General features: G+C 69.4%; 21 protein-coding genes and 1 pseudogene. 9 read left to right on the top strand and 13 right to left on the bottom strand.

Annotated features, from left to right (window positions below):
* Window positions 1–121: 121 nt before the first annotated feature.
* Window positions 122–1,930, bottom strand: coding sequence for a class I poly(R)-hydroxyalkanoic acid synthase (gene phaC, locus ACYVO7_RS19450; protein ID WP_460451468.1), 1,809 nt, complete (start codon window positions 1,928–1,930; stop codon window positions 122–124).
* A 148-nt stretch (window positions 1,931–2,078) separates the two neighbouring features.
* On the opposite strand from phaC, the gene ACYVO7_RS19445 reads away from it, so the two are divergent.
* The 4 genes from ACYVO7_RS19445 (at window position 2,079) to glpX (ending at window position 6,444) form a co-directional block, all read left to right on the top strand.
* Window positions 2,079–2,513 (top strand): hypothetical protein, encoded by a 435-nt coding sequence (locus tag ACYVO7_RS19445; RefSeq protein ID WP_460451467.1) that lies wholly within the window; start codon window positions 2,079–2,081, stop codon window positions 2,511–2,513.
* A gap of 221 nt (window positions 2,514–2,734) precedes the next feature.
* Window positions 2,735–3,955, top strand: a complete 1,221-nt coding sequence (locus ACYVO7_RS19440; protein ID WP_460451466.1) for an LL-diaminopimelate aminotransferase — start codon at window positions 2,735–2,737, stop codon at window positions 3,953–3,955.
* A 30-nt stretch (window positions 3,956–3,985) separates the two neighbouring features.
* Complete coding sequence (locus ACYVO7_RS19435) at window positions 3,986–5,302, top strand: homoserine dehydrogenase (RefSeq protein ID WP_460451465.1); 1,317 nt, start codon at window positions 3,986–3,988, stop codon at window positions 5,300–5,302.
* A 137-nt stretch (window positions 5,303–5,439) separates the two neighbouring features.
* The gene (glpX, locus tag ACYVO7_RS19430; protein WP_460451572.1) at window positions 5,440–6,444 is read left to right on the top strand and encodes a class II fructose-bisphosphatase; all 1,005 of its coding nucleotides are present in this window, start codon (window positions 5,440–5,442) and stop codon (window positions 6,442–6,444) included.
* A gap of 289 nt (window positions 6,445–6,733) precedes the next feature.
* On the opposite strand, the gene ACYVO7_RS19425 is transcribed toward glpX, so the two are convergent.
* Both ACYVO7_RS19425 and ACYVO7_RS19420 read right to left on the bottom strand, forming a co-directional pair.
* A complete protein-coding gene (locus ACYVO7_RS19425; protein WP_460451464.1) occupies window positions 6,734–7,138 on the bottom strand; it encodes a response regulator in 405 nt (134 codons plus the stop codon).
* Between the two features lie 68 nt (window positions 7,139–7,206).
* Window positions 7,207–7,743: a cupin domain-containing protein gene (locus ACYVO7_RS19420; RefSeq protein ID WP_460451463.1), complete on the bottom strand. Its 537-nt coding sequence runs from the start codon at window positions 7,741–7,743 to the stop codon at window positions 7,207–7,209.
* A 150-nt stretch (window positions 7,744–7,893) separates the two neighbouring features.
* Between ACYVO7_RS19420 and ACYVO7_RS19415 the strand changes: the two genes are divergently transcribed.
* Entirely contained in the window at window positions 7,894–9,519 is a 1,626-nt protein-coding gene (locus ACYVO7_RS19415; RefSeq protein WP_460451462.1) for a GMC family oxidoreductase, read from the top strand.
* Here the strand turns inward: ACYVO7_RS19415 and ACYVO7_RS19410 are convergent.
* Together ACYVO7_RS19410 and ACYVO7_RS19405 are read right to left on the bottom strand one after the other, a co-directional pair.
* On the bottom strand, window positions 9,516–10,190 hold the full coding sequence (locus ACYVO7_RS19410) for a hypothetical protein (protein ID WP_460451461.1): 675 nt from the start codon (window positions 10,188–10,190) through the stop codon (window positions 9,516–9,518). The genes ACYVO7_RS19415 and ACYVO7_RS19410 overlap by 4 nt on opposite strands.
* A 44-nt stretch (window positions 10,191–10,234) precedes the next feature.
* Window positions 10,235–11,389, bottom strand: a complete 1,155-nt coding sequence (locus ACYVO7_RS19405; protein ID WP_460451460.1) for an OpgC family protein — start codon at window positions 11,387–11,389, stop codon at window positions 10,235–10,237.
* Window positions 11,390–11,635: 246 nt separating this feature from the next.
* Between ACYVO7_RS19405 and ACYVO7_RS19400 the strand changes: the two genes are divergently transcribed.
* Window positions 11,636–12,427, top strand: coding sequence for an SGNH/GDSL hydrolase family protein (locus ACYVO7_RS19400; RefSeq protein WP_460451459.1), 792 nt, complete (start codon window positions 11,636–11,638; stop codon window positions 12,425–12,427).
* A 12-nt stretch (window positions 12,428–12,439) separates the two neighbouring features.
* Here the strand turns inward: ACYVO7_RS19400 and ACYVO7_RS19395 are convergent, their stop codons facing one another.
* The 5 genes from ACYVO7_RS19395 to ACYVO7_RS19375 form a co-directional block, all read right to left on the bottom strand.
* Window positions 12,440–13,525, bottom strand: coding sequence for a D-TA family PLP-dependent enzyme (locus tag ACYVO7_RS19395; RefSeq protein ID WP_460451458.1), 1,086 nt, complete (start codon window positions 13,523–13,525; stop codon window positions 12,440–12,442).
* A gap of 2 nt (window positions 13,526–13,527) precedes the next feature.
* Window positions 13,528–13,989 carry a RidA family protein gene (locus tag ACYVO7_RS19390; protein ID WP_460451457.1) on the bottom strand — a complete coding sequence of 154 codons (462 nt, stop codon included), beginning with the start codon at window positions 13,987–13,989 and terminating at the stop codon, window positions 13,528–13,530.
* 70 nt (window positions 13,990–14,059) lie between these two features.
* Complete coding sequence (locus tag ACYVO7_RS19385) at window positions 14,060–15,397, bottom strand: PQQ-dependent sugar dehydrogenase (RefSeq protein WP_460451456.1); 1,338 nt, start codon at window positions 15,395–15,397, stop codon at window positions 14,060–14,062.
* A 142-nt stretch (window positions 15,398–15,539) separates the two neighbouring features.
* Window positions 15,540–16,301: an ABC transporter permease gene (locus ACYVO7_RS19380; protein WP_460451455.1), complete on the bottom strand. Its 762-nt coding sequence runs from the start codon at window positions 16,299–16,301 to the stop codon at window positions 15,540–15,542.
* Complete coding sequence (locus tag ACYVO7_RS19375) at window positions 16,298–17,224, bottom strand: ABC transporter ATP-binding protein (protein ID WP_460451454.1); 927 nt, start codon at window positions 17,222–17,224, stop codon at window positions 16,298–16,300. The genes ACYVO7_RS19380 and ACYVO7_RS19375 overlap by 4 nt, the downstream gene beginning before the upstream one ends.
* A gap of 173 nt (window positions 17,225–17,397) precedes the next feature.
* Between ACYVO7_RS19375 and ACYVO7_RS19370 the strand changes: the two genes are divergently transcribed.
* The 3 genes from ACYVO7_RS19370 (at window position 17,398) to ACYVO7_RS19360 (ending at window position 19,496) form a co-directional block, all read left to right on the top strand.
* On the top strand, window positions 17,398–17,769 hold the full coding sequence (locus ACYVO7_RS19370; RefSeq protein WP_460451453.1) for a YciI family protein: 372 nt from the start codon (window positions 17,398–17,400) through the stop codon (window positions 17,767–17,769).
* A complete protein-coding gene (locus tag ACYVO7_RS19365; RefSeq protein ID WP_460451452.1) occupies window positions 17,766–19,013 on the top strand; it encodes an RNA polymerase sigma factor in 1,248 nt (415 codons plus the stop codon). The genes ACYVO7_RS19370 and ACYVO7_RS19365 overlap by 4 nt, the downstream gene beginning before the upstream one ends.
* Before the next feature lie 96 nt (window positions 19,014–19,109).
* Window positions 19,110–19,496 (top strand): YciI family protein, encoded by a 387-nt coding sequence (locus tag ACYVO7_RS19360; RefSeq protein WP_460451451.1) that lies wholly within the window; start codon window positions 19,110–19,112, stop codon window positions 19,494–19,496.
* 45 nt (window positions 19,497–19,541) lie between these two features.
* On the opposite strand, the gene ACYVO7_RS19355 is transcribed toward ACYVO7_RS19360, so the two are convergent.
* From ACYVO7_RS19355 to ACYVO7_RS19345, 3 genes and pseudogenes are all read right to left on the bottom strand, one after another.
* On the bottom strand, window positions 19,542–21,941 hold the full coding sequence (locus ACYVO7_RS19355) for a transketolase (RefSeq protein WP_460451450.1): 2,400 nt from the start codon (window positions 21,939–21,941) through the stop codon (window positions 19,542–19,544).
* A 61-nt stretch (window positions 21,942–22,002) separates the two neighbouring features.
* A complete protein-coding gene (locus ACYVO7_RS19350) occupies window positions 22,003–23,007 on the bottom strand; it encodes an ABC transporter ATP-binding protein (protein WP_460451449.1) in 1,005 nt (334 codons plus the stop codon).
* A pseudogene (locus tag ACYVO7_RS19345) lies at window positions 22,997–23,245 on the bottom strand (oligopeptide/dipeptide ABC transporter ATP-binding protein); the annotation flags it as partial. The pseudogene ACYVO7_RS19345 and the gene ACYVO7_RS19350, both read right to left, overlap by 11 nt.
* Window positions 23,246–23,344 lie beyond the last annotated feature (99 nt).

The following is a 23,344-nucleotide window of genomic DNA, read 5'->3' as shown; positions in this document are numbered from 1 at the left end:
GCGAGGGGGCCGGCGCACGCGCCGGCCGAGCCGCCAGCGCGCCCTGGACCGCGAGCCTTCAGGCTCGCGGTTATTGGTGGATGCGGTCAGAGGACCTGCGGTCCCGAGTTCCGCGGCGCCGTCAGGCGCGGACCTTCACATACTCGCCGGGCGCATCGCAGAGCGGCTTCAGCTTCTTGCCGCCGGGGATGATGCGGGCCTTGACCTTCTCGGGGGCCTGCGCGGCGATCCACTGCGCCCAGTGCGGCCACCAGGAGCCCTTGTGCTCGGTCGCCTTGGCGATCCAGTCGTCGAGCTCGCCCTGCACCTTGCCGCCGGTCCAGTACTGGTACTTCGGCTTGTCGGCCGGGTTCACCACGCCGGCGATGTGGCCCGAGCCGGCCAGCACATAAGTGACCTCGCCGCCGAAATACTGCGAGCCCAGGAACACCGACTTGGCCGGCGCGATGTGGTCCTCACGGGCCGCCAGGTTGTAGATCGGGATCTTGACCTTGGACAGGTCGAGCTGCACCCCGCCCACCTCCATCTTGCCGGCGGAGAGCTTGTTCTCCAGGTAGCAATTGCGCAGGTAGAAGGAGTGGTTCGCGGCCGGCATTCTGGTGGAATCGGAATTCCAGTACAGAAGGTCGAACGGGAAGGGCGACTGCCCCTTCAGATAGACATTGACCACATAGGGCCAGATCAGATCGTTCGGACGCAGCATGTTGAAGGCGCTGGCCATGCTGGAGCCCTCCAGATAGCCGCGCGCATACATCTTGTCCTCGATGTTGCGGACCTGCTCCTCGTCGACGAAGACCGAAAGATCGCCCGCATAGGTGAAGTCCACCTGGGTGGTGAACAGGGTCGCGCTCTCGATCCGGTCGTCGCCCTGGGCGGCCATGTGGGCCAGCGCCACAGAGAGCAGCGTGCCGCCGACGCAATAGCCGATGGCGGTGACCTTCTTCTCGCCGGTCGCCGTCTCGATGGCGTCGAGGGCGGCGAACACGCCCTCGCGCATGTAGTCCTCGAAGCTCTTTTGCGCCTGGCGCTCGTCCGGGTTCACCCAGGAGATCGTGAACACCGTCAGTCCCTGGGCGACCGCCCAGCGGATGAAGGATTTGTCGGGATTCAGGTCGAGAATGTAGAACTTGTTGATCCACGGCGGCACGATCAACAGCGGCCGCTTGTACACCGTCTCGGTGGTGGGCGCGTACTGGATCAGCTCCATCAGGTCGTTGCGGAAGATGACCTTGCCGGGCGTGGTGGCCATGTTGTGGCCCACCGCGAACGTCCCCGAGGTGGTCTGGCGCAGCTTCAGCGTGCCCCGGCCGGCCTCGATGTCCTCCGCCAGCATCTTCATGCCGCGCACGAGGTTCTCGCCGTTCTCCTTCAGCGTCTCGCGAATCAGCTCCGGGTTGGTGGCCACGAAGTTCGTCGGCGCGAGCGCGCTGGCGATCTGGCGGACGTAGAACTCCGCCTTGTGCTTGGTGTGCGGGTCGACGCCCTCGGCCTGCTTGACGAGGTCCTCGGCCCAGCGCGACGTGATCAGATAGGCCTGCTTGATGAAATCGAAGACCGGATTTTCAGACCATTCGGGGTCGCGGAAGCGCTTGTCCGACGGCTCCGGCTCGGCGACGGCCGGCACGTTCTCGCCCTGAAGGCGGCGCATCGAACCGGTCCACAGGTCCATGAAGCCCTTGGTGAGGGAGGTCTGGGCGATGATCACGCGCTGCGGGTCCATGGCCCAGTGCTCGGCCACCTGGCCCAGCGTCTTGACCATGTCGCTCACCTCGTCGCTCACGCCGGGCTTGACGCGGCCCTCCTCGACCGGCTTCAACGCCGCGGCGGTGGCTTTGCCGAGTTCCTCCATCAGGCGGGCAGAATTGGCCGCCATGGCCTCGACGTCCGGCAGCGGCGGCGAGGTTTTTTCGTGAGCTTCGCCGGATGGCATGGGCGTACAATCCTCTCTGACACGTGGCGGCCCTTGCCGGGGCGCTCTCGTTGTCGACATAGTAACGATCTAACCGGCCTTTCAGGGCCAAAAAATTCGTCGAACTTCATAGGCGTTTCGTTGAACGCCGCATGACGGAGCAGCATTCGTGAATTTTTGGCGCGTCCGCAAGACCGGAAAACGAGCCAGGCCCGGAGCGCGGGCCAGGACTTGCGCGGGCCTGGCGTTGCTGGCCGCGGTCGGGCTGGGCGCGGCAGGCTGCTCGGCGCAGCCGCTGTCCGAGAATCCCAGCGTCAAGGGCGTGACGGACAAGCTCAACATCACCACCACCGTGCCGCCGCCGGCGGACTTCGTGGCGAAGTCGCGCCCGCCCTCCATGGACTACATGCCGGTCGGCGTGGTCCCGCCGGCGCGGGCGATGAAGCCGCGCGATCCGGCCAAGGTGAAAGAGCTGGAGGCCGAGATGGTGGCGACCCGGGTCCGCCACGACAGGCTGGGCGGCCGCAAGCCGCCCGCGCCGGCCAAGCCCAAGGCGGCCGGCGCGGACAAGGCCGCGGCGAAGCCGCCCGGCGCTCCGCTTTAACCCGAACCTTGCGCCTTCGCCGGGCGCCGCCATCGGTCTTTGGTCAAGGTTCCGCAACGAACGCGTGCCAGCGCGGCCCGTCGATGTTAAACAGGCGCGCTGCTTCGCGCATGGGGGGCGGCGGCTCTGGCGCGCCGTTGCGTGGCGGCGCGGGGGCGCTTTCACGATCGCTCCCGCCGGACGGGCCGGGCAGGGGGCCTCGACAACGGGAACTGAAGACCATGACCGATTTTCACCGCATCAAGCGACTGCCGCCCTACGTCTTCGAGCAGGTGAATCGGATCAAGGCCGCCGCACGCAACGCCGGCGCCGACATCATCGACCTCGGCATGGGCAACCCGGACCTGGCCGCTCCCAAGCACGTCATCGACAAGCTGGTCGAAACCGCCGGCAAGCCGCGGACGGACCGCTATTCCGCCTCCAAGGGCATCGCCGGCCTGCGCCGCGCCCAGGCGGGCTATTACGAGCGCCGCTTCGGCGTGAAGCTGAACCCGGACACCCAGGTCATCGCGACGCTGGGCTCCAAGGAAGGCTTCGCCAACATGGCGCAGGCCATCACGGCGCCGGGCGACGTGGTGCTGGTGCCCAATCCGAGCTACCCGATCCACGCCTTCGGCTTCCTCATGGCGGGCGGCGTGATCCGCTCGGTCCCGGCCGAACCCACGGCCGAGATGTTCCGCGCGCTGGAGCGCTCCGTCATCCACTCGATCCCCAAGCCGATCGCCCTGGTGACCTGCTATCCGGCCAACCCGACCGCCTATACGGCCTCGCTTGATTTCTACCGGGACCTCGTCGCCTTCGCCAAGAAGCACGAGCTGATCCTGCTTTCCGACCTCGCTTATGCGGAGGTCTATTTCGACGAGAAGGACCCGCCGCCCTCCGTCCTGCAGGTGCCGGGCGCGATCGACGTCACGGTCGAGTTCACCTCCCTGTCCAAGACCTTCTCCATGGCCGGATGGCGCATGGGCTTCGCCGTCGGCAACGAGCGCCTGCTCGCGGCTTTGGCGCGGGTGAAGAGCTATCTGGACTACGGCGCCTTCACGCCGATCCAGGTCGCCGCCACGGCCGCGCTGAACGGGCCCGACGACTGCATCCGCGAGATGCGCGAGACCTACCGCAAGCGCCGCGACGCGCTCGTGGACAGCTTCTCCAAGGCCGGCTGGGACTTCCCCGCCCCGCAGGCCTCGATGTTCGCCTGGGTCCGCATCCCCGAGCCGTTCCGCGAGCTGGGCAGCCTGGAGTTCTCCAAGCTTCTCGTCGAAAAGGCGTCGGTGGCCGTGGCGCCCGGCATCGGCTTCGGCGAGCACGGCGACGAGTATGTGCGCATCGCCATGGTGGAGAACGAGCAGCGCATCCGGCAGGCCGCCCGCAACGTCCGCCGCTTTCTTGAAACGGCGGAAAAAACATTGCACAACGTCGTCCCGCTGGCGGCGCGCGGCTGATAGGGCGCGCCTTTTCGACAGGATCAGGTCATGGTTGAGGCCCTACGGGTCGGTATCGCCGGGCTCGGCACCGTGGGGGCCTCCGTGGTCCGTCTGCTCGACGCGCACGCCCGGACCCTGGAGGCGCGCTGCGGCAGGGCCGTCGCCATCGTGGCCGTCTCGGCCCGCGACCGCTCGCGCGACCGCGGCGTCGACATCTCCCGGTTCGAGTGGTTCGACGATCCGGTGGCGCTCGCCAAGGCTCCCGGCGTGGATTGCGTGATCGAGCTCATGGGCGGATCCGACGGCCCCGCGAAGGCGGTCGTCGAGGCCGCCCTCGCGGCGGGACGGCCGGTCGTCACCGCCAACAAGGCGCTGCTCGCCCATCACGGGGCGGCGCTGGCGAGGCTTGCGGAGGAAAAAGGCGTCAGCATCGGCTTCGAGGCCGCCGTCGCCGGAGGCATCCCGATCGTCAAGGCGCTGCGCGAGACGCTGGCCGGCAACGTCGTCCACCGGATCTCCGGCATTCTGAACGGCACCTGCAACTACATCCTGTCGCGGATGGAGCTGGAAGGGCTCGACTTCGAGGAGGTGCTGGCCGATGCGCAGCGCCTGGGCTACGCCGAAGCGGACCCCACTTTCGACGTCGGCGGCTTCGACACCGCCCACAAGCTCGCGATTCTCACCAGCCTCGCCTTCGGGACGCAGATCGACGCGGACGCCATCCACATCGAGGGCATCAGCTCCATCACGCCGCTGGACCTCAAGATGGCCGACGATCTCGGCTATCGCATCAAGCTTTTGGGCGTGGCGCAGCGCACCGAGACGGGCATCGAGCAGCGCGTCCACCCGACCATGACGCCCAAGACCTGGCCGATCGCGCAGGTGATGGGGGTCACCAACGCCGTCAACGTGCTGGCCGAACCGGTCGGCGAGATCACGCTGGTGGGTCCCGGCGCCGGGGGCGACGCCACCGCCTCCTCGATCCTGGCCGATCTCGTCGACGTCGCCCGGGGCGTCGTGGTGTCGCCCTTCGCCCAGCCGGTCGCCGGGCTGGAGCGGGCCGAGCGCGCGCCCATGCAGCGCCACGAGGGCGGCTATTATATCCGCCTCTCCGTTTTGGACCGACCCGGCGCCGCCGCCGCGATCGCCACCCGCATGGCGGAGCGGCAGATCTCGCTGGAGAGCATCGTGCAGCGTCGGCCCGGACCTCGCCCGTCCGGCGACGGCCGCTCCGGCGCGCCGGTTCCGGTCGTGCTGATCACCTATGCGACCACCGAGGCCGCGATCCGCGCCGCCATCGAGGCCATGATGGCGGACGGGCACATCGCCGAGCCGCCTCAGGTGATCCGCATCGAGCGGGAATAGAGCATGATGGGCTGGCGCCCTTGCGGGCGCTTCGCCCTGAACGCGTTCAGCCGCGCAACCCTCCGGCGGCCTCCGACTTTACGCCAGCGAGACTGCGCAACCTGTCCACACCCAGAAAGATCGGGGAAACGGCCGTGATCGATCATACCCACGACATCAATGTTCAGCCCAAGGACGTGATCGAGCGCATCCTGTCCATGGAGCTCGTGCGCGTCACCGAGCGCGCCGCCGTCTCGGCCGCGCGGCTGCGGGGCCACGGCAACGAGAAGGCGGCCGACCAGGCCGCCGTGGACGCCATGCGGCGCGAGCTGAACAAGCTCCCGATCGACGGCACCATCGTGATCGGCGAGGGCGAGCGCGACGAGGCTCCGATGCTGTTCATCGGCGAGCGCGTCGGCAACGGCAAGGGTCCCAAGGTCGACATCGCCGTCGACCCGCTCGAGGGCACGACGCTCTGCGCCAAGGACATGCCGGGCGCGATCGCCGTGATGGCCATGGCCCAGGCGGGGTCGCTCCTCTATGCGCCGGACGTCTACATGGACAAGATCGCGATCGGGCCCGGCTATCCGCAGGGCGTCGTCGACCTGGACGCCAGCCCCGCCGACAACATCGCCGCGGTGGCCAAGGCCAAGGGCGTCAAGCCGCATGAGGTCTCGGTCCTGATCATGGACCGCCCCCGCCACGCGGACCTGATCGCGGCGGTGCGCAAGACCGGCGCCTCGATCCGGCTGATCACCGACGGCGACGTCGCGGGCGTCATCTTCACCGCCATGCAGCACGAGACCGGGATCGACCTTTATCTCGGCATCGGCGGAGCGCCGGAAGGCGTGCTGGCCGCCGCGGCGCTGCGCTGCGTCGGCGGGCAGATGCAGGGGCGCCTGATCCTGGACACGCCCGAGAAGGTGGAGCGCGCCCGCGGCATGGGCGTCGCGGATCCGAAGCGGAAATACGAGATGATCGACCTTGCGGCCGGCGACGTCATCGTCTCGGCCACCGGCGTCACCGACGGGCAGCTGCTCTCGGGCGTGCGCTTCGGCAAGGAGGTCATCCACACGGAGACCATCGTGTACCGCTCGATCACCGGCACGGTGCGCAAGATCCAGGCGGAGCACCGCGAGTTCGAGAAGTTCCGCCTCGACTGAGGCGACTGCGTCCGGGACGGCGAGGGCGGGTCGACTGGCCCGCCCGAAAGGATGGCCGCCGCCGGATAGACCGCGCGGCGTGACGCCCCTCGACGCCACGCCGCCACGCGGAGAGCCCCCCGACTCCCGCGCCGGCCCGGTGGCAAAGCACACCAAGGCGCAAACAGCCTAAACGGGACGTCGGCGTCAAGTTAAAAAGCGTCAAGCAGGTTTACTGCGTAGGGCGCGATCCAATCAGGCGTCCTGCATGGTGGGAATTGACAACTCCACCGTGTGCGAACCCGTCGCCTTAAGAGAGCCTCGGCGCCTTTCGGGCGAGATGGGCGGCGAGAGCCTTGGCGAAGGCCTCCGAATCGAGCGGCTTGCCCCAGATCGGCACATTGGCGTAGCGCTCGGGCAGAACGGGCTGCGCGTAGCCGCTCGCGAACAGGAACGGCACCTGGCGCGCCCGCAGCTCCTCGGCGAGCGGAAACACGAGCTCGCCATGCAGATTGATGTCCAGGATGGCCATCGAGATCGGACCCTTGGAGTCGGAGATGAGCGCGCGCGCCTTGCTGACGCTGGCGGCCGGGCCGATCACCTCGGCCCCCAGCCGGCGCAGGGCATGCGCGAGGTCGAGCGCGATGAGGTTCTCATCCTCCACCACCAGGATTCGATGTTGGTCGAGCCGGGGCTCGTTATACGTGGTCGCCATGTTCAGCATCTCGCCAGACAACGCGCCAAGGCCCCCGGAGGGTGCGCGACGGATAGCCGCTCAGGCCGCTAGCGCTCCGGCGGCGCCGGATGGGTGGGATCGATCCACAGCACGGTTTCGGGCTTTTCGACCGGCTCGATGTCGAGATTGACCGCGACCGCCTCGCCGTCGCTGCGCACCAGCACGCATTCGAGCACCTCGTCGGGGCTGGCGTTGATCTCCTGGTGCGGGACATAGGGCGGCACGTAGATGAAATCACCCGGTCCGGCCTCCGCCACGAATTCGAGCGCCTCGCCCCATCGCATCCTGGCCTTGCCCTTCAGCACGTAGATCACGCTCTCCAGATGCCCGTGGTGATGGGCGCCGGTCTTGGCGTCCGGGTGGATGGTGACAGTGCCTGCCCACAGCTTCTGCGCCCCGACCCGGGCGAAGTTGATGGCGGCCCGCCGGTCCATCCCGGGCGTCTGGGCGGTGTTCGGATCGAGCTGTGAGCCGGAGATCACCCGGACCCCGTCATGCTTCCAGCGGCCGTCGTCGTGGCCATGGGCGGGGTCGCCCTGCGCGTCGCTGGGGTGCGGATGGGGATGGGCATGATCGCCGGACATCGGGCTTCGGCCTTTTTCAGACTCAGGATGAGCGACACTGCACCACGTTTGAGGCTGGAAAGCAGCCGCCGCCGACGATATCGAAGAGGAACGAGCCGCCCGGCGGGCGATGGATCCGCCGGCGCGAAGAACATTCAGGCGGAAGCGCTCATGGCCGTGCGGCAGGACGAGGGAAGCTACGACTACATCGTCTGCGGCGCCGGATCGGCGGGCTGCGTGCTGGCCAACAGGCTCTCGGCCGACCCCAAGGCGCGCGTGCTCGTGCTCGAAGCCGGCGGGATGGACAACTGGATCTGGTACCACATCCCGGTCGGGTACCTCTTCGCCATCGGCAATCCGCGATCGGACTGGATGTTCACGACCGAGCCGCAGGCCGGGCTCAACGGCCGGGCGATCGCCTATCCGCGCGGCAAGGTGATCGGCGGCTCGTCGGCCATCAACGCCATGATCTATATGCGCGGCCAGGCGGCCGACTATGACGGCTGGCGCCAGCTCGGATTGACCGGCTGGGGCTGGGAGGACGTGCTGCCGGCCTTCCTGGCGCAGGAGGACCATGCGGCGCCTCCCAACGCGTTCCACCGCTCGGGCGGAGAATGGCGGGTCGAGTATCCGCGCGTGCGCTGGGACATCCTGGACGCCTTCCAGGACGCCGCCGAAGAGATCGGCATCCGCAAGGTCGTGGACTTCAACACCGGCGACAACGAGGGCTCGTCCTACTTCCAGGTCAACCAGAAGCGCGGGCGCCGCTGGAGCGCGGCGCGCGGCTTCCTGAGGCCGGCGCTGAAGCGCCCCAATCTGCGCCTGGAGACGGGCGTGTTGGTGGAGCGGGTGCTCGTCGAGGAGGGCAGGGCGGTCGGCGTGGTCTATCGCCAGGGCGGCGTCGAGAAGACGGCCCGGGCGGCCGGGGAGGTCGTCCTGTCCGCCGGCGCGGTCGCCTCGCCCAAGCTGCTGCAGCTTTCCGGCGTGGGGCCGGGCGGGCTTCTGCAGGAGCACGGGATTCCTGTGCTCCGCGACCTGCCGGGCGTCGGGGAGAACCTGCAGGACCACCTTCAGATCCGCCCCGTGTTCAAGGTCACGGGCGTGCGCACCCTCAACATCGACTACCAGTCCCTGATCAAGCGCGGGCTGATGGGCGCCGAATGGGCGCTGCTGCGCACCGGCCCGCTCACCATGGCGCCGTCGCAGCTCGGACTTTTCACCCGGTCCTCGCCGGACTACGCGACGCCCAACCTGCAGTTCCACGTGCAGCCGCTCTCGCTCGACAAGTTCGGCGACCCGATGCACGCCTTCGCGGCCTTCACGGCCAGCGTCTGCAATCTGCGCCCGGCGAGCCGCGGCACGGTCCGCATCAGGTCGTCCGACGCGGCCGCGCCGCCCGCCATCTCGCCCAACTACCTCGCCGCCGAGGAGGACCGGCGCGTCGCCGCCGACGCGCTGAAGCTGGTGCGCCGGATCGTGCGCGCCCGGGCGCTGGAGCGGTTCCACCCGGAAGAGTACAAGCCCGGCGCGCACCTGACCTCGGAGGAGGACCTCGCCAAGGCCGCCGGCGACGTCTCGTCGACGATCTTCCACCCGGTCGGCACGGCCAAGATGGGCGTTGCGGACGATCCCCTGGCGGTGCTGGACGAGCGGCTGCGCGTGCGCGGGGTGGAGCGGCTGCGCGTCATCGACGCGTCGTCCATGCCGCGCATCACCTCCGGCAACACCAACTCGCCCACCATGATGATCGCCGAGAAGGGCGCGCGGATGATCCTGGAGGACGCCAGGACGCGCTAGCGCGTGACGGCCCGGACGATGGCCTCGGCGACGAGTTCCGACATGCAGACCCGGCGCGAGCCGGCGTCGGCGGGCTCCTCCCTCAGCTTCTGGCGTTCGAACTCCAGATACTGCATGGCCGCGTAGCGCCGGAAGAGGTTGAGCCCGGCCCGGTCGGAGACCTCCCGGATCTTGCCCACGATGCGCCAGTAGAGCTTCTCGTGCCGGACGCTCGGCGCGAAGGGCGGGTCGATCAGGATGAAATCGACGTTGCGGGCCTTCAGCCAGTCGGCGGCGTCCTTCAGGGTGCGGCCGAACTCCTCGGGATCGGCCATCGCCAGGGCGTCGGGCGCGCCCACCTGCCACAGGACGAGGTCCGGCTCGCCGCTGCTCACGGCGGCCCGCAGATTGTTGAAGTCGTTCTGGGCCAGGCCCGAGGGCGGCCCGTCGTCGACGAACTCGAACTTCACCGCGGGAAGGCGCTTCGACAGCTCCTGATGCAGCCGGGTCCGGCGCTGCTCGGGGAGGGGGCCGGGTCCGCCGATCGAGGGGCCGAGCACCAGCAGGCGCACCGGGCGCTCGCGGTCGATCAGCCGCTCGGTGCGCTTCAGGTCGGCGGGCAGGGCCACATAGACGTCGGGCACGCGGCAGCGCGCCGAGACTTCGGCGAGGGCCGGAGCGCTGATCGACACCGACAGGCCGAACGCCAGCAGCGCGGCGAACCCCAGCGCGCCGGTCAGAGCGCCTGTGCGGGCTGCTCGGCCTCCGCGCCGCGCGGGCGCATCGCCGTCTTGGCGGCGACTTTCGTCTCGCCACCCGTCCTGTTCCATTCGAGCGCCCATGCCAATCCGACCTGCAGGCTGAGGCCTGCGGCGATCACGAGCAGATCGATCGTCGGATCTCCGCCTCCGACGATCCTGAGCACCTGCCCGCCGATCGCCAGAATAGTTCCCAATCCGAAAATCGCCAAGGAATGGCGTCCCAGCCACATCAGCGGCGCCGCGACGCTCCACTTGCGCACCCAGGATTCGACCGGCAGACAGGCCGCCACATAGGCCAGAGCCAGCACATGCAGAAGCCGCGGGAGGGACAGGATGTGCTTGTCGTCCTCCCAGAGGAAGCGCGGCAGGCCCAGCACGCCCTCCGGATAGATCTCGGCCTTCTTCCAGACGAGCGCGAAGAGGAGATAGACGACGCTGGCCGCGAGCAGCGCCCGCGACCGGCGCAAGGTCCGTCCGGCCACGGCCATCGATCCGGCGCACAGGCCGATCGTGAACAAAAGCTGCCAGGCGAAGGGATTGAAGAACCAGGTGTTGTCCGCGCCCGGGTAGCTCGGCAACCCGAGCCCGGCCTGGGCGCACAGATACATCGCGAACGACGCCGTCATGGCGAAGGGCCAGCTGGCGCCGACCAGCGTCATCAGCGCGGGCGCCATCAGCAGCAGCATCACATAGAGCGGCAGGATGTTGAGATAGGACGGCTGCAGGCCCAGCGTGGCGATGCCGATCATGCTCGCGGCCGGCGTGGAGGTCAGCAGGTCGAAATTCATCGCCTCGAGCAGGCGCGGGTCCTGCGTGGCGACCGCGGCGTAGGCCACCAGGGCGGCGCACGCCACCAGGACGACGATATGGGCCGAGTAGATCTGGAACGCCCGCAGGACCATGCGGAAGGACTGGCGCGGCGCGTCCCCGGCGACGAAGCGCGGCAGGTAGGCGAGCGCGGCGGCGAACCCCGCCAGGAGAACGAACACCTCCGCGGCGTCCGAGAAGCCGAAATTCTTGTGCGTGTAGCGCTCGAAAGCGGTGCCGGGCACGTGGTTGACGAAGATCGTCGCAAGCGCCAGACCGCGCCACGCGTCGATGCTCATGATCCTCAAACGTTCAGCAGCCATCGACGTCTCCCGCGCTCCGCGAGCAACAGGGTGGAATGGTCTTCGTTCCCTCCGAGAAGCGGCCGGCGACGCGTTGCATCGTCGCACTTGCACCCGCCATTGACCGGCAGTGTACCCTTGGTCGCCCGACACCATGAATCAATAATTGGTTAAGATGGCGTGAATTCGGCGCATTCCGTTCAGCGCACGTTCAGGTCGCCGTGCTAGAGCTGAACGTGAAACGAAGCCAACACGAGCGTAGTCCTGATGTCCGGTTCGATTTCCCGCGTCGCCGTCCTCGCAGCAGGCCTGGTTGCGGCCATCGCCAGCCCCCTCGCGGCGAGCGCCGCCGAGACGACGTGCCAGGCGCCGGGATTGTCCCGCGCCCTGCATGCGGACGCCATCACGCGCCGGCTGAAGCAGTCCCGCCCGGTGAGCATCCTGGCCATCGGGTCGTCCTCCACGGAGGGCGTCGGCGCCTCCGCCAAGGACCATTCCTATCCGGCGACCCTGGAGCACCTGCTCCAGCGCACCTGGCCGACGGCCCGCATCCGCGTCGACAACGCAGGCGTCGGCGGCGAGACGGCGGGGGCGACCCTGCAGCGGCTCAGGCAGGCCCTGTCCGGGCCGGCCTACAGCCTGGTGATCTGGCAGGTGGGCACCAACGACGCGCTCAAAGGCGACGACGAGACGGCGTTCCGGTCCATGCTGGAGAGCGGCATCGCGATGGCGCGCGAGGCCAAGGTCGAGCTCGTCATCGTCGACCAGCAGCTCTTCCCGGGCATCAAGGACATGCCGCGCTACGAGCGCTACGTCGCCGCGGTGGCGGACGTGGCCGGCCGCAACGACGTGCCGGTCTTCTCCCGTTTCCAGATGATGCGGACTTGGGCCGCCGACGGCCGCGAGCGTCTGGCGGCCGCGCTGTCGGCAGACGCCTTCCACATGAACGACCGCGGCTACGAGTGCCTGGCGCAGGGCCTCGCGGCCCCGATCCGGCAGGCGGTCGGACCGGGCGTTCCCGTCCCGGTCGCGACGGTGGGCGACCCTTCGTCGATCTGAGCCCGACGCGCCTCAGCTGATCCTGCCGCGGGCCGCCACCGGCAGCTCGCCGACGATCTCGTCGCCCCTCACGGCGACGACGCGGTCGACCATGTTCACCACGACGCAGACATGGTTGGGCACGATGCGCACGACGTCGCCGACCTTCGGGCGGTCGTTGCAGGCCCGCAGGTCGAGGAACCCGTGCTCCTCGGCGAACTGCGCGATGCGCGCCTCCGGGTGCTCCAGGATCAGCCCGTGCCCGTCCAGGCCGCCGCCGGTGTCGCTCGTCAGGGTCTTGGAGCCCGAATCCAGGATGCCGCGCTCCGGCCCCGCCCGGCTCACCACCGTCGCGTAGACCGTGAGGGCGCAGTCCTCGAGCGTCGCGACGCCGGCCCGCATCATCATGCGGTCGTTGTAGATGCAGGTGCCGGCGCGGTGCTCGGTGACGCCGCTCAGCTTGCCCAGATGGGCGAGGTTGGGCGTGCCGCCGGACGAGATCACGCGGGCCTGCAGCCCAGCGTCCCGCAGCCCCGCGAGCGCCTCGTCCATGAAGGCCTGCGTCTCGGCCATGCGGGACTCGGGCGGGTACATCATCAGCCCGGCGAAGGCGAGGCCCGGGCGCGAGGCGATGTCCCTGGCCAGGGCCACGGCCTCGGCCGGCGTCTCGACCCCGGCGCGCTTGCGGCCGGTGTCGCACTCCACCACGACCTCCAGGTCGCGGCCGCCGATGCGGGCGGCCTCGGGCAGGCCGGCCACCACGGTCGGGTTGTCCGCCGCCACCCTCATCCGGGCGCGGTCGAGGAGGCGGCCGAGCCGGCCCATCTTCTCCTCGCCGAGCAGGTTGTAGGTGATGAAGATGTCGTCGAAGCCGGCCTCCGCCATCACCTCGGCCTCGCCGATCTTCTGGCAGGTGATGCCCTGCGCCCCGCCGTCGCGCTGCATGGCGGCGATCACCGGGCTTTTGTGGGTCTTGATGTGGGGCCGGTTGGCCACTCCGGCCGCGTCGCACAGCGCCTGCACCCGGGCGATGTTGCGCTCGACCACGTCGAGGTCGACGACCAGCGCCGGCGTGCCGTAGCGGCGCGAGACTTCGGCCTTCAGCTCTTCGATGGACATGCTCAGCTCCGGATCAGCAGGATGGCCTCGATCTCGACCGCCATGCGGTTGGGCAGCGAGCCCATGCCGACGGCCGAGCGGGCGTGGCGGCCGGCCTCGCCGAGCACCTCGACCAGCAGGTCCGAGCAGCCATTGATCACCTTGGGGTGGTCGCCGAAATCGGGCTCGGCGTTGACCATGCCGAGCAGCTTCACCACCGCCTCGATGCGCGACAGGTCGCCCAGCGCCGCCTTGGCGACGGCCAGCATGTTGAGGGTGGTGAGCCGGGCCTCCTGGTAGCCCTCCTCGATCGTCATGTCGCGGCCGAGACGGCCTGGCTTGTACGTGCCGTCCGTGCGGCGAGGGCCCTGCCCGGAGAGGTAGAGCAGGTTTCCGGCCCAGCGATAGGGCACGTAATTGGCGACCGGGGTCGGGGCGTCCGGCAGGGTCAGGCCGAGCGAGGCGAGCTTGTCTTCGGGGGTCATCGGAGCGTCTCCAGCGTCGTCCTCCCCCCTATGCCACATCTGGCGGGAGAGAACGACGCCGACGACGCGCCTAGTTCGACGCTTGCTGCCTGCCGGCGCTGGTCACGCGCCAGACCTTGCCGCCGACGTCGTCGGCGACCAGCAGGGCGCCGGACTTGTCCTCGGCCACGCCGACGGGCCGGCCGCGCGCTTCGCCGTTCGGCCCCAGGAAGCCGGTGAGGATGTCCTTGGGCTCGCCGGCCGGCTTTCCGTCCTTGAACGGGACGAAGATCACCTTGTAGCCGCTCGGCGGCTTGCGGTTCCACGAGCCGTGCTGGCCCACGAAGGCGCCGCCGTCATAGCCCTGGCCCAGCGCGTCGCCGGTGTAGAAGGTCAGCCCCAGCGACGCCGTATGCGCGCCCAGCGCGTAGTCCGGCGCGATGGCCTTCTGGACCAGCTCCGGCTTTTGCGGGCTGACGCGGGCGTCGACGTGCTGGCCGTAATAGCTGTAGGGCCAGCCATAGAACGCGCCCTCCTTCACCGAGGTCATGTAGTCGGGCACGAGGTCGCTGCCGATCTCGTCACGCTCGTTCACGGCGACCCAGAGCTGCTTGGACTGCGGCTGCCAGGAGAGGCCGTTCGGATTGCGCAGGCCAGAGGCGAAGACCCGGAACGTCCCCGAGCCGGGATCCACTTCGAGAACCGCGGCGCGGTTCGTCTCCGCCTCCATGCCGTTTTCCGCCACGTTGCTGTTGGAGCCCACCGTGACATAGAGCTTCGAGCCGTCCGGGCTGGTTTTGACGTCCTTCGTCCAGTGGTGGTTGATCGTGCCCGCGGGCAGGTCGGTGACCTTGCGGCCGGGGTCGGCGATCCGGGTGTCTCCCTCCTTGTAGGGGAAGACCATCAGCGCGTCGGTGTCGGCCACGTAAAGCTTGTCGCCGACCAGCGTCATCCCGAAGGGCGAATGCAGGCCCTCCAGGAGCACGCTGCGGGTCTCCGGGACGCCGTCGCCGTCCTTGTCGCGCAGCAGCGTGATGCGGTTGGCGCTGGGGGTGCTGGATCCGGCCTTCTTCATCAGAAGGTGCATGATCCAGCCCTTCGGTCCCTTGCCGTCGTCCGGCTTGGGCGGCGCGTCGCTCTCGGCGACCAGCACGTCGCCATTGGGCAGCACGTGCAGCCAGCGCGGATGCTGCAGGTCGCTGGCGAAGGCCTTGACGGCCAGGCCCTGCGCGGCGGTGGGCTGCTCGCCCTGCGGCCAGCCCTTGGCGTCCGCCACCTTGACGGTCGGGATCAGGGTGGCGTTCGGCTGGGGCAGGGTGGGATTGGGGCCGAACCCTTTCTCCGCCGGAATCGTCGCCTGCTCGCCGCAACCGGACACGGCGAGGGCGGCGCCGAGGGCGCCCAGGGCGATGAAGGGATGGGTGGTCATGCCGGTCCTGCTTTCTTCCCGGGCCGGCTGATCGAGCGGCCGGACCCGCGCGCCCCCGCCGTAGCAATCCGGAAAGCGCCGTTCCGTTCGGACCACGCCCGTGCGGCACGTCGGCGCACGGATCTCGGCATAGAGCTGGAGGTCAGGTCTTCAGCTTGTAGCCTGTCGCGAACATCCGCCAGACCACGACGAGGCAGATCGCCATGAAGGCCAGCGTCATGGCCAGGCTCACGCCGACGCCGACGTCCGACACGCCGTAGAAGCTCCAGCGGAAGCCGCTGACGAGATACACGACCGGATTGAACAGCGTCACTTTCCGCCAGAACGGCGGCAGCATCGCGATCGAGTAGAAGCTTCCGCCCAGGAAGGTGAGGGGCGTGACGATCATCATCGGGACGATCTGCAGCTTCTCGAAGCTGTCCGCCCAGATCCCGATGATGAAGCCGAACAGGCTGAACGTCACCGCGGTGAGCAGCAGGAAGGCCAGCATCCAGACCGGATGCGCGATGCCGAACGGCACGAACAGCCGCGCCGTGACGAGGATGATCAATCCCAGGATCACCGACTTGGTGGCCGCGGCGCCCACATAGCCGAGCACGATCTCGCCCGCCGAGATCGGCGCCGAGAGCACCTCGTAGATCGTGCCGGAGAAGCGCGGCATGTAGATTCCGAAGGACGCGTTCGACAGGCTTTCGGTGAGGATCGACAGCATGATCAGCCCGGGGACGATGAAGGCCCCGTAGCTGACGCCGTCGATCTCCGCCATGCGCGATCCGATGGCGGAGCCGAACACCACGAAATAGAGGGACGTGGACAGCACCGGCGAGGCGATGCTCTGCATGAGGGTGCGCCAGGTGCGCGCCATCTCGAAGAGATAGATGGCCTTGATGGCGTGGATGTTCATGCCGCGCCCCTCACCAGGCTGACGAAGATCTCCTCGAGCGAGCTCTCGGTGGTGCGCAGGTCCTTGAAGTCGATCCCGTGCTCCCCGAGCCGCCTCAGCAGAGTCGCGATGCCGCCCTGGTCGGCCTGCGCGTCGAAGCTGTAGGTCAGCTCCGAACCGTCCTGCGACAGCTCCAGCGACGCGTAGGCCAGGTCGGCGGGCAGGGCGGCCAGCGGCGTGCGCAGGTGCAGCGTCAGTTGCCGTCGCCCGAGCTTGCGCATCAGGTCGTCCTTCTGCTCCACCAGCACGATCTCGCCCTTGCGGATGACGCCGATGCGGTCGGCCATCTCCTCGGCTTCCTCGATGTAATGGGTCGTGAGGATGACGGTGACGCCGGTCTCGCGCAGCCCGCGCACCATCTCCCACATGCTGCGCCTGAGCTCGACGTCGACCCCGGCGGTCGGCTCGTCGAGGAAGAGGATCTTGGGCTCGTGCGACAGCGCCTTGGCGATCATCACGCGCCGCTTCATCCCGCCGCTCAGCGCCATGATCTTGGAATGGCGCTTGTCCCACAGCGAGAGGTCCTTGAGCACCTTCTCGATATGCGCCGGGTCGGCGGGCTTGCCGAACAGGCCCCGGCTGAACGTGACGGTGTTCAGGACCGTCTCGAACATGTCGGTGGAGAGCTCCTGGGGCACCAGCCCTATGAGGGACCGGGCGGCGCGGTAGTCCTTCACCACGTCGTGCCCGGCGATCCGCACGGATCCCTCGGTCGGATTGACGATGCCGCACACGATCCCGATCAGGGTCGTCTTGCCCGCCCCGTTCGGGCCGAGCAGGGCGAAGATCTCGCCGGCGGCGATGTCGAGGCTGACATGGCTGAGCGCCTGCAGGCCGCTGGCGTAGCGCTTCGACAGGTTCTGGATGGAGATGATGGGGGACAAGCGGGCTCCTGGCGTTCTCGCCCGGTCGGCGGCGCACGCCGCTAGATAGCGCGCCGGGGCCGTCCGGGCGATGGGCCGCAACGAAATCGCCGGGCGTCTTGCCGCCGGCCTGTCGGGGTGCTGCACTCCCGTTCGTCCTAGGCTCGAGGAGCCCGAACGAGGAAGCGCCCCCCATGCTCTACGCCATACTCTGCTACGATTCCGAGGACGTCGTCGGCTCCTGGTCCAAGGAGGAGGACGACGCCGTCATGGCCAAGCTCGGCGTCGTCCAGGAGAAGCTGGCCCGCGAGGGCCGCCTCGGGCCGGTGGCCCGCCTGTTGCCGACCACGTCGGCCACCACGGTCCGCAAGGGGCGCGAGTCGCTGATCATCGACGGCCCCTTCGCGGAGACGAAGGAGCAGCTCCTCGGCTTCTACATCATCGATTGCTCCAGCCTTGAGGAGGCGATCGAGACCGCCAAGGATCTCGGCAAGGCGAGCAGCTCGGCCGGCGCCTACGAGATCCGGCCCGTGTCCCTGTTCCGGCCCGGACAGGCGGGCTCATGACCGACATCGCCTGGATCCACGCGGCCCTCACATCGGCGCGGCCCCAGGCCGTGGGCGCGCTGCTGCGCTATTTCCGCGACCTCGACGTCGCCGAGGAAGCCTACCAGGACGCGTGCCTTCGGGCGCTCCGAACCTGGCCGAAGAACGGGCCGCCGCGCGATCCCGCCGCCTGGCTGATCTTCGTCGGCCGCAACGCCGCCATCGATCAGACCCGCCGCGACCGGCGGCAGGAGCCGCTCCCGGACGAGCAGGCGCTCTCCGACCTGGACGACGCCGAGGAGGCCATGGCCGCGCGGCTGGACGGAGCCGACTACCGCGACGACGTGCTGCGGCTGATGTTCATCTGCTGCCACCCGGACCTCGCCCCCACCCAGCAGATCGCGCTGGCGCTGCGCATCGTGTCCGGCCTCAGCGTCGCCAGGATCGCCCGCGCCTTCCTGGTCGGCGAGAGCGCCATGGAGCAGCGCATCACCCGCGCCAAGGCCAGGGTGGCGGCCGCCGACGTCCCCTTCGAGGCCCCTGGGCCGGCGGAGCGGGCGGACCGCTTCGCGTCGGTCGCGTCCATGATCTACCTGATTTTCAACGAGGGCTATTCGGCCGGCCCGCAGGGCGGGCGGGCGCCCCTCTGCGACGAGGCGATTCGGCTGGCCCGCCTGCTCTTGAGGCTGTTCCAGACCGAACCCGAGATGATGGGGCTCCTCGCCCTCATGCTCCTCCAGCATTCCCGCACGCCGGCCCGCCACGCCGCCGACGGCTCCGTCGTCCTGCTGGACGACCAGGACAGGGCGCTGTGGAACAAGGGCATGATCGCCGAGGGCCTGGCCCTGGTCGACAAGGCGTTCCGGCACCGGCGCGCCGGGCCCTACCAGGTGCAGGCCGCCATCGCGGCGCTGCACGCCCGGGCCGCGACGCCGGCCGACGTCGACTGGGCGGAGATCGACCTGCTCTACGGCGTGCTGGAGCGGTTGCAGCCCTCGCCCGTCGTGACGCTCAACCGCGCGGTCGCGGTGGGCAAGACGCGCGGCCCGGCGGCGGCGCTGGCCCTCATCGAGCCGCTCCAGGAGAGGCTCTCCGGCTATTTCCATTTCCACGGCGCCAGAGGCGCGTTCCTCACCCAGCTCGGTCGTCCCGCGGAGGCGCGCGAGGCCTTCGGCCGGGCCATCGCGCTGGCGGGCACGGCCGCCGAGGCTGCGCATATCCGCCAGCATCTGGACCGCCTTCTCCAGGAGGCGGACGGAGCATAGGAAAACGCGCGCGGATGTCGGCACGGGCCGTCGCCGCTCGTCCTTGGAGGAACGCGGCCGGCGCACGCACCGGGCCGCGCAGAATGGAGGACGACGATGCGATTCATGATGCTGATGATCCCGAACGACTACGCGGCCGCCAGCGCCGACGCCCGGCCCAGCGCCGAGGCGGTCGCCGCCATGATGAAGTTCAACACGGCGCTGAAGGAGGCCGGGGCCCTGATCGCGCTGGACGGCCTGCATCCCCCCGCCACCGGCGCGAGGGTTTCGTTCTCCGGAGGCCAGCCCAGCGTGGCGCTCGGTCCGTTCCCCGGGGCGAAAGAGATGCTGGGCGGCTACTGGATGATCGACGTCGCGTCGCGCGACGAGGCCATCGCCTGGGCGTCGAAGTGCCCGGCGGCCGACGGCGACATGATCGAGATCCGCCAGGTGTTCGAGATGACGGATTTCCCGGCCGACGTGCAGGCCGCCGTCACGGGTTGAGCGTCGTTGAAATCCGGAAGCGGGCCTGAAGGTCCGCGATCCGGTTCAGGGCAGGGCGCGCAGATAGCGCACGGTGCGCCCCGCGCTCACGGCCTGGGCGGAGTGCACGATGGCGTTGGCGTCGATGCCGTGGTGGCGGTAGAGGTCCGCGATCGTGCCGGTCTGGCCGAAATGCTCGACGCCGAGCGCCTTCTGCCGGTGGCCGTGGACGCCGCCGAGCCAGGCCAGCGTGGCGGGATGGCCGTCCAGCACCGAGACGATCCCGCAATCGCGCGAGAGCGGCGAAAGCAGCCGCTCGATGTGGCTCGTCGCGTCGTGCATGCCGCGCTGGCGCGCGCGCTCCGCTGCCTGCCAGCCGGCGTTTAGCCGGTCCGCCGACGTGATGGCCAGCAGGCCGACGTCGCGCCGGTCTTCCGCCAGAAGCCCCGTGGCCTCGATCGCCTCGGGAGCCACCACGCCCTGGTAGGCGATCACCACGCTGGCGTTCGGACCGGGCGGACGCATCCAATAGGCGCCGTTGACGACGTCGCGCGCCAGCTCGGGCGTCATCGTCCGCAGGGGCTGCTCCAGCGGCCGGGTCGACAGCCGCAGATAGACCGAGCCGCCGGTCTGGTCGCGCAGCCAGGTGGTCTCGTCGGGGTCGCCCTCGCCGTCGCGCTGCATGTAATCGAAGGCGAAGCGCATCATGACGGCGAGTTCGTCGACGAAGGCCGGTTCGAAGGCGCAGAGGCCGTCCTGGGCCATGCCGATCAGCGGCGTCCCGATCGACTGGTGCGCGCCGCCCTCCGGGGCCAGCGTGACGCCCGACGGCGTCGCCACCAGGAGGAAGCGGGCGTCCTGGTAGCAGGCGTAGTTCAGCTGGTCCGCGGCGCGGTAGATGAACGGGTCGTAGACCGTCCCGATCGGCAGCAGGCGCGCGCCGTTGATGGAGTGCGACAGCCCGAGCGCCGACAGCATGATGAAGAGGTTCGACTCGGCGATGCCGAGCTCGAAATGCTGGCCCTTGGGCCCGAACTCCCAGGTGTAGGTCGAGGGGATCCGCTCGGCCTTGAAGGTGTCGGCCATGCTCTCGCGGGCGAAAAGGCCACGGCGGTTGACCCACGGCCCGAGATTGGTCGAGACGGTCACGTCCGGGGCCGTGGTGACGATCCTCTCGGCCAGCGGCGTCGGCTCGCGGGCGATTTCGTTCAGGATCTGCCCGAACCCCATCTGGGTGGAGACCGGCTTGCCGCCATGGGCGGGAACGTGCAGGACCTCCGGCACGGGCACGGTCGGGGCCGACAGCCGGCGCCGGCCTTCGGCGAAGAAGGGCGCCTGCGCGACGAAGGCCTCCAGCTCGGCCGGGTCGCGGCTCACCGCTTCCCACTTGTCCCATTCGTGGCCGGGACGCACGCCCATCTGCCGGCGGAACCCCTCCATCTGGGCGGGGGTCATCAGTCCGGCGTGGTTGTCCTTGTGGCCGGCGAGCGGAAGCCCGCAGCCCTTGATGGTGTAGCAGATGAAGCAGACCGGCCGGTCATGCGTGGAGGCCCGCTCAAAGGCCTCCAGCAGGCTCGGCATGTCGTGGCCGCCGAGATTGACCATGAGGGCGCCGAGCTCCTCGTCGGACCGGCTCTCGATGAGCCGCGTGACCGGCCCCTGGTCGCCGATCTCGTCGAGCAGGCGCTTGCGCCAGGCCGCGCCGCCCTGGAAGGTCAAAGCGGAGTAGAGCTGGTTGGGGCAGCGCTCGATCCAGTCCCTCAGGGTCTCGCCGCCAGGTTCGGCGAAGGCGGCCTCCTGGAGGGAGCCATGCCGCAGGATCACGACGTCCCAGCCGAAATTGGCGAAGATCTGCTCGAATTTTCGCCAGAGCCCCTCGCGGATCACGGAATCGAGCGACTGGCGGTTGTAGTCGACGACCCACCAGGTGTTGCGCAGCCCGTGTTTCCAGCCCTCGATGAGGGCTTCGTAGATGTTGCCCTCATCCATCTCGGCGTCGCCGATGAGGCTGATCATGCGGCCGTCGGGCCGATCCTTCATCCAGCCATGGGCGCGGACATAGTCCTGCACCAGCGAGGAGAACAGCGTCTGCGCGACCCCGAGCCCGACCGAGCCGGTCGAGAAATCGACGTCGTCGACGTCCTTGGTGCGCGACGGATAGCTCTGCGCGCCCTTGTAGCTGCGGAACGCCTCGAGCTTCTCGCGGGTCTGGTTGCCGGCGAGATACTGGATGGCGTGGAAGATCGGCGAGGCGTGGGGCTTCACGGCGACCCGGTCCTGCGGGCGCAGGGCGGCGAAGTAGAGCGCCGTCATGATGGAGCCGAGCGAGGCCGACGAGGCCTGGTGGCCGCCCACCTTCACCTCTCCGGCGGGGCGCAGGTGATTGGCGTTGTGGATGGTCCACGACGCGAGCCAGAGCACGCGGCGTTCGATTTCGCGGAGGAGGGGGAGGCGGGGGTCGCTCATGCGCGCATTGAACGGGTTGCCAGGGCGCGACGCAATCCCGTTTCGGTCCGGGCTGCGCCGCTCAGGCGTGATGGCAGGCGACCTCTGCGCCCGCACGGGCCGCAAGCAGCGGCCGCTCCTCCCGGCACCGCGCGTCGGCCAGGCCGCAGCGCGGGTGGAACGGACAGCCCGTCGGCGGATCGATGGGGTTGGGCGCTTCGCCGGCGGGGACCACCCGGTCTCGCCGGGGCGCGTCCATGTCGGGGATCGTGTCCAGCAGCAGGCGCGTATAGGGGTGGCGGGGCTGGGCGAACACGTGCTCGGCGGGGCCCTGTTCGACGAAGCGGCCCAGATACATGACCGCGAGATCGTCCGAGATGTGGCGCACCACGGCGAGGTTGTGGCTGATGAACAGGTAGGTGAGGCCCAGCTCCTGCTGCAGTCCTTTCATCAGGTTCAGCACCTGCGCCTGCACCGAGACGTCCAGCGCCGAGGTGGGCTCGTCGCAAACGAGGAACTCCGCCTCCGTGGCCAGCGCCCGGGCGATGGAGATGCGCTGGCGCTGACCGCCCGAGAATTCGTGCGGATAGCGCGCCCCGTCGGTTCGCGCGAGGCCGACCATCTCCAGCAGCGAGCCGACCCGCGCCGCGACGTCGGCGTGATGGCGCAGCAGTTTCAGCTCCCGGATCGGTTCGGCCACGATGTCCTCCACCCGCCAGCGCGGGTTAAGGCTGGCGTAGGGGTCCTGGAAGATCATCTGGATGCGGGGCGGCTGGCCCGGCGCGCGGGCGGCGTCGCCGAAGGCGAGCCCGCCGGAGGTCGGCCGGTAGAGGCCGACGACGAGCCGGGCCAGGGTGGACTTCCCGCAGCCGGACTCGCCCACGATGCTGAAGGTCGATCCGCGACGGACCCGGAAGCTCACCCCGTCGACGGCCTTCAGCACGCGGGCGGGCTCGCGCGACAGCATGGAGAACAGGCCCGGCCTGCGCAGCGTGAACCAGCACGCAGCGTCGTCGACCCGCAGGATGTCGCTGGCGGGCGCGGAATCCTCGGTCGGCGCGGGAGGCGCGGCGGCGTCAGCCAGCATGGCGGTCCTCCTCGACGGGACGCCAGCAGGCGGCCGCATGCATTCCCGCGCCCTCCAGAGGCGGACGCTCCGCCCGGCAACGGTCGACGGCCCTCGGGCAGCGCGGATGGAAGGCGCAGCCCTGCGGCCAGGACCCGGGGCGCGGCATCGCGCCGTCGATCTGCTGCAGCGTGGCCGAGCGCCGGCGCACGCTGGGGATCGAGGCCATGAGCCCCTGCGTGTAGGGGTGGCGCGGGTGCCGCCAGAAGGTGCCGCAGGCGGACCTGCCCGCCGGCCTGGCCGACGCGGCCGCCGAGGAGGCCCGGCGCTCCGCCGCGGCTCCCCGCGAGGAACGTCA

Source organism: Alsobacter sp. SYSU BS001988 (genome assembly GCF_054796215.1).
Note: the sequence above shows the minus strand (reverse complement) of the source record. Positions and strands in the feature narration are given on the sequence as shown.

Bases quoted from the DNA above. Each gene is read 5' to 3' on its own strand.
- phaC (WP_460451468.1), bottom strand. From the start codon at position 1,930: ATGCCATCCGGCGAAGCTCACGAAAAAACCTCGCCGCCGCTGCCGGAC.
- ACYVO7_RS19440 (WP_460451466.1), top strand. From the start codon at position 2,735: ATGACCGATTTTCACCGCATCAAGCGACTGCCGCCCTACGTCTTCGAG.
- ACYVO7_RS19435 (WP_460451465.1), top strand. From the start codon at position 3,986: ATGGTTGAGGCCCTACGGGTCGGTATCGCCGGGCTCGGCACCGTGGGG.
- ACYVO7_RS19425 (WP_460451464.1), bottom strand. From the start codon at position 7,138: ATGGCGACCACGTATAACGAGCCCCGGCTCGACCAACATCGAATCCTG.
- ACYVO7_RS19420 (WP_460451463.1), bottom strand. From the start codon at position 7,743: ATGTCCGGCGATCATGCCCATCCCCATCCGCACCCCAGCGACGCGCAG.
- ACYVO7_RS19415 (WP_460451462.1), top strand. From the start codon at position 7,894: ATGGCCGTGCGGCAGGACGAGGGAAGCTACGACTACATCGTCTGCGGC.
- ACYVO7_RS19405 (WP_460451460.1), bottom strand. From the start codon at position 11,389: ATGGCTGCTGAACGTTTGAGGATCATGAGCATCGACGCGTGGCGCGGT.
- ACYVO7_RS19400 (WP_460451459.1), top strand. From the start codon at position 11,636: ATGTCCGGTTCGATTTCCCGCGTCGCCGTCCTCGCAGCAGGCCTGGTT.
- ACYVO7_RS19395 (WP_460451458.1), bottom strand. From the start codon at position 13,525: ATGTCCATCGAAGAGCTGAAGGCCGAAGTCTCGCGCCGCTACGGCACG.
- ACYVO7_RS19390 (WP_460451457.1), bottom strand. From the start codon at position 13,989: ATGACCCCCGAAGACAAGCTCGCCTCGCTCGGCCTGACCCTGCCGGAC.
- ACYVO7_RS19385 (WP_460451456.1), bottom strand. From the start codon at position 15,397: ATGACCACCCATCCCTTCATCGCCCTGGGCGCCCTCGGCGCCGCCCTC.
- ACYVO7_RS19380 (WP_460451455.1), bottom strand. From the start codon at position 16,301: ATGAACATCCACGCCATCAAGGCCATCTATCTCTTCGAGATGGCGCGC.
- ACYVO7_RS19370 (WP_460451453.1), top strand. From the start codon at position 17,398: ATGCTCTACGCCATACTCTGCTACGATTCCGAGGACGTCGTCGGCTCC.
- ACYVO7_RS19365 (WP_460451452.1), top strand. From the start codon at position 17,766: ATGACCGACATCGCCTGGATCCACGCGGCCCTCACATCGGCGCGGCCC.
- ACYVO7_RS19360 (WP_460451451.1), top strand. From the start codon at position 19,110: ATGCGATTCATGATGCTGATGATCCCGAACGACTACGCGGCCGCCAGC.
- ACYVO7_RS19355 (WP_460451450.1), bottom strand. From the start codon at position 21,941: ATGAGCGACCCCCGCCTCCCCCTCCTCCGCGAAATCGAACGCCGCGTG.
- ACYVO7_RS19350 (WP_460451449.1), bottom strand. From the start codon at position 23,007: ATGCTGGCTGACGCCGCCGCGCCTCCCGCGCCGACCGAGGATTCCGCG.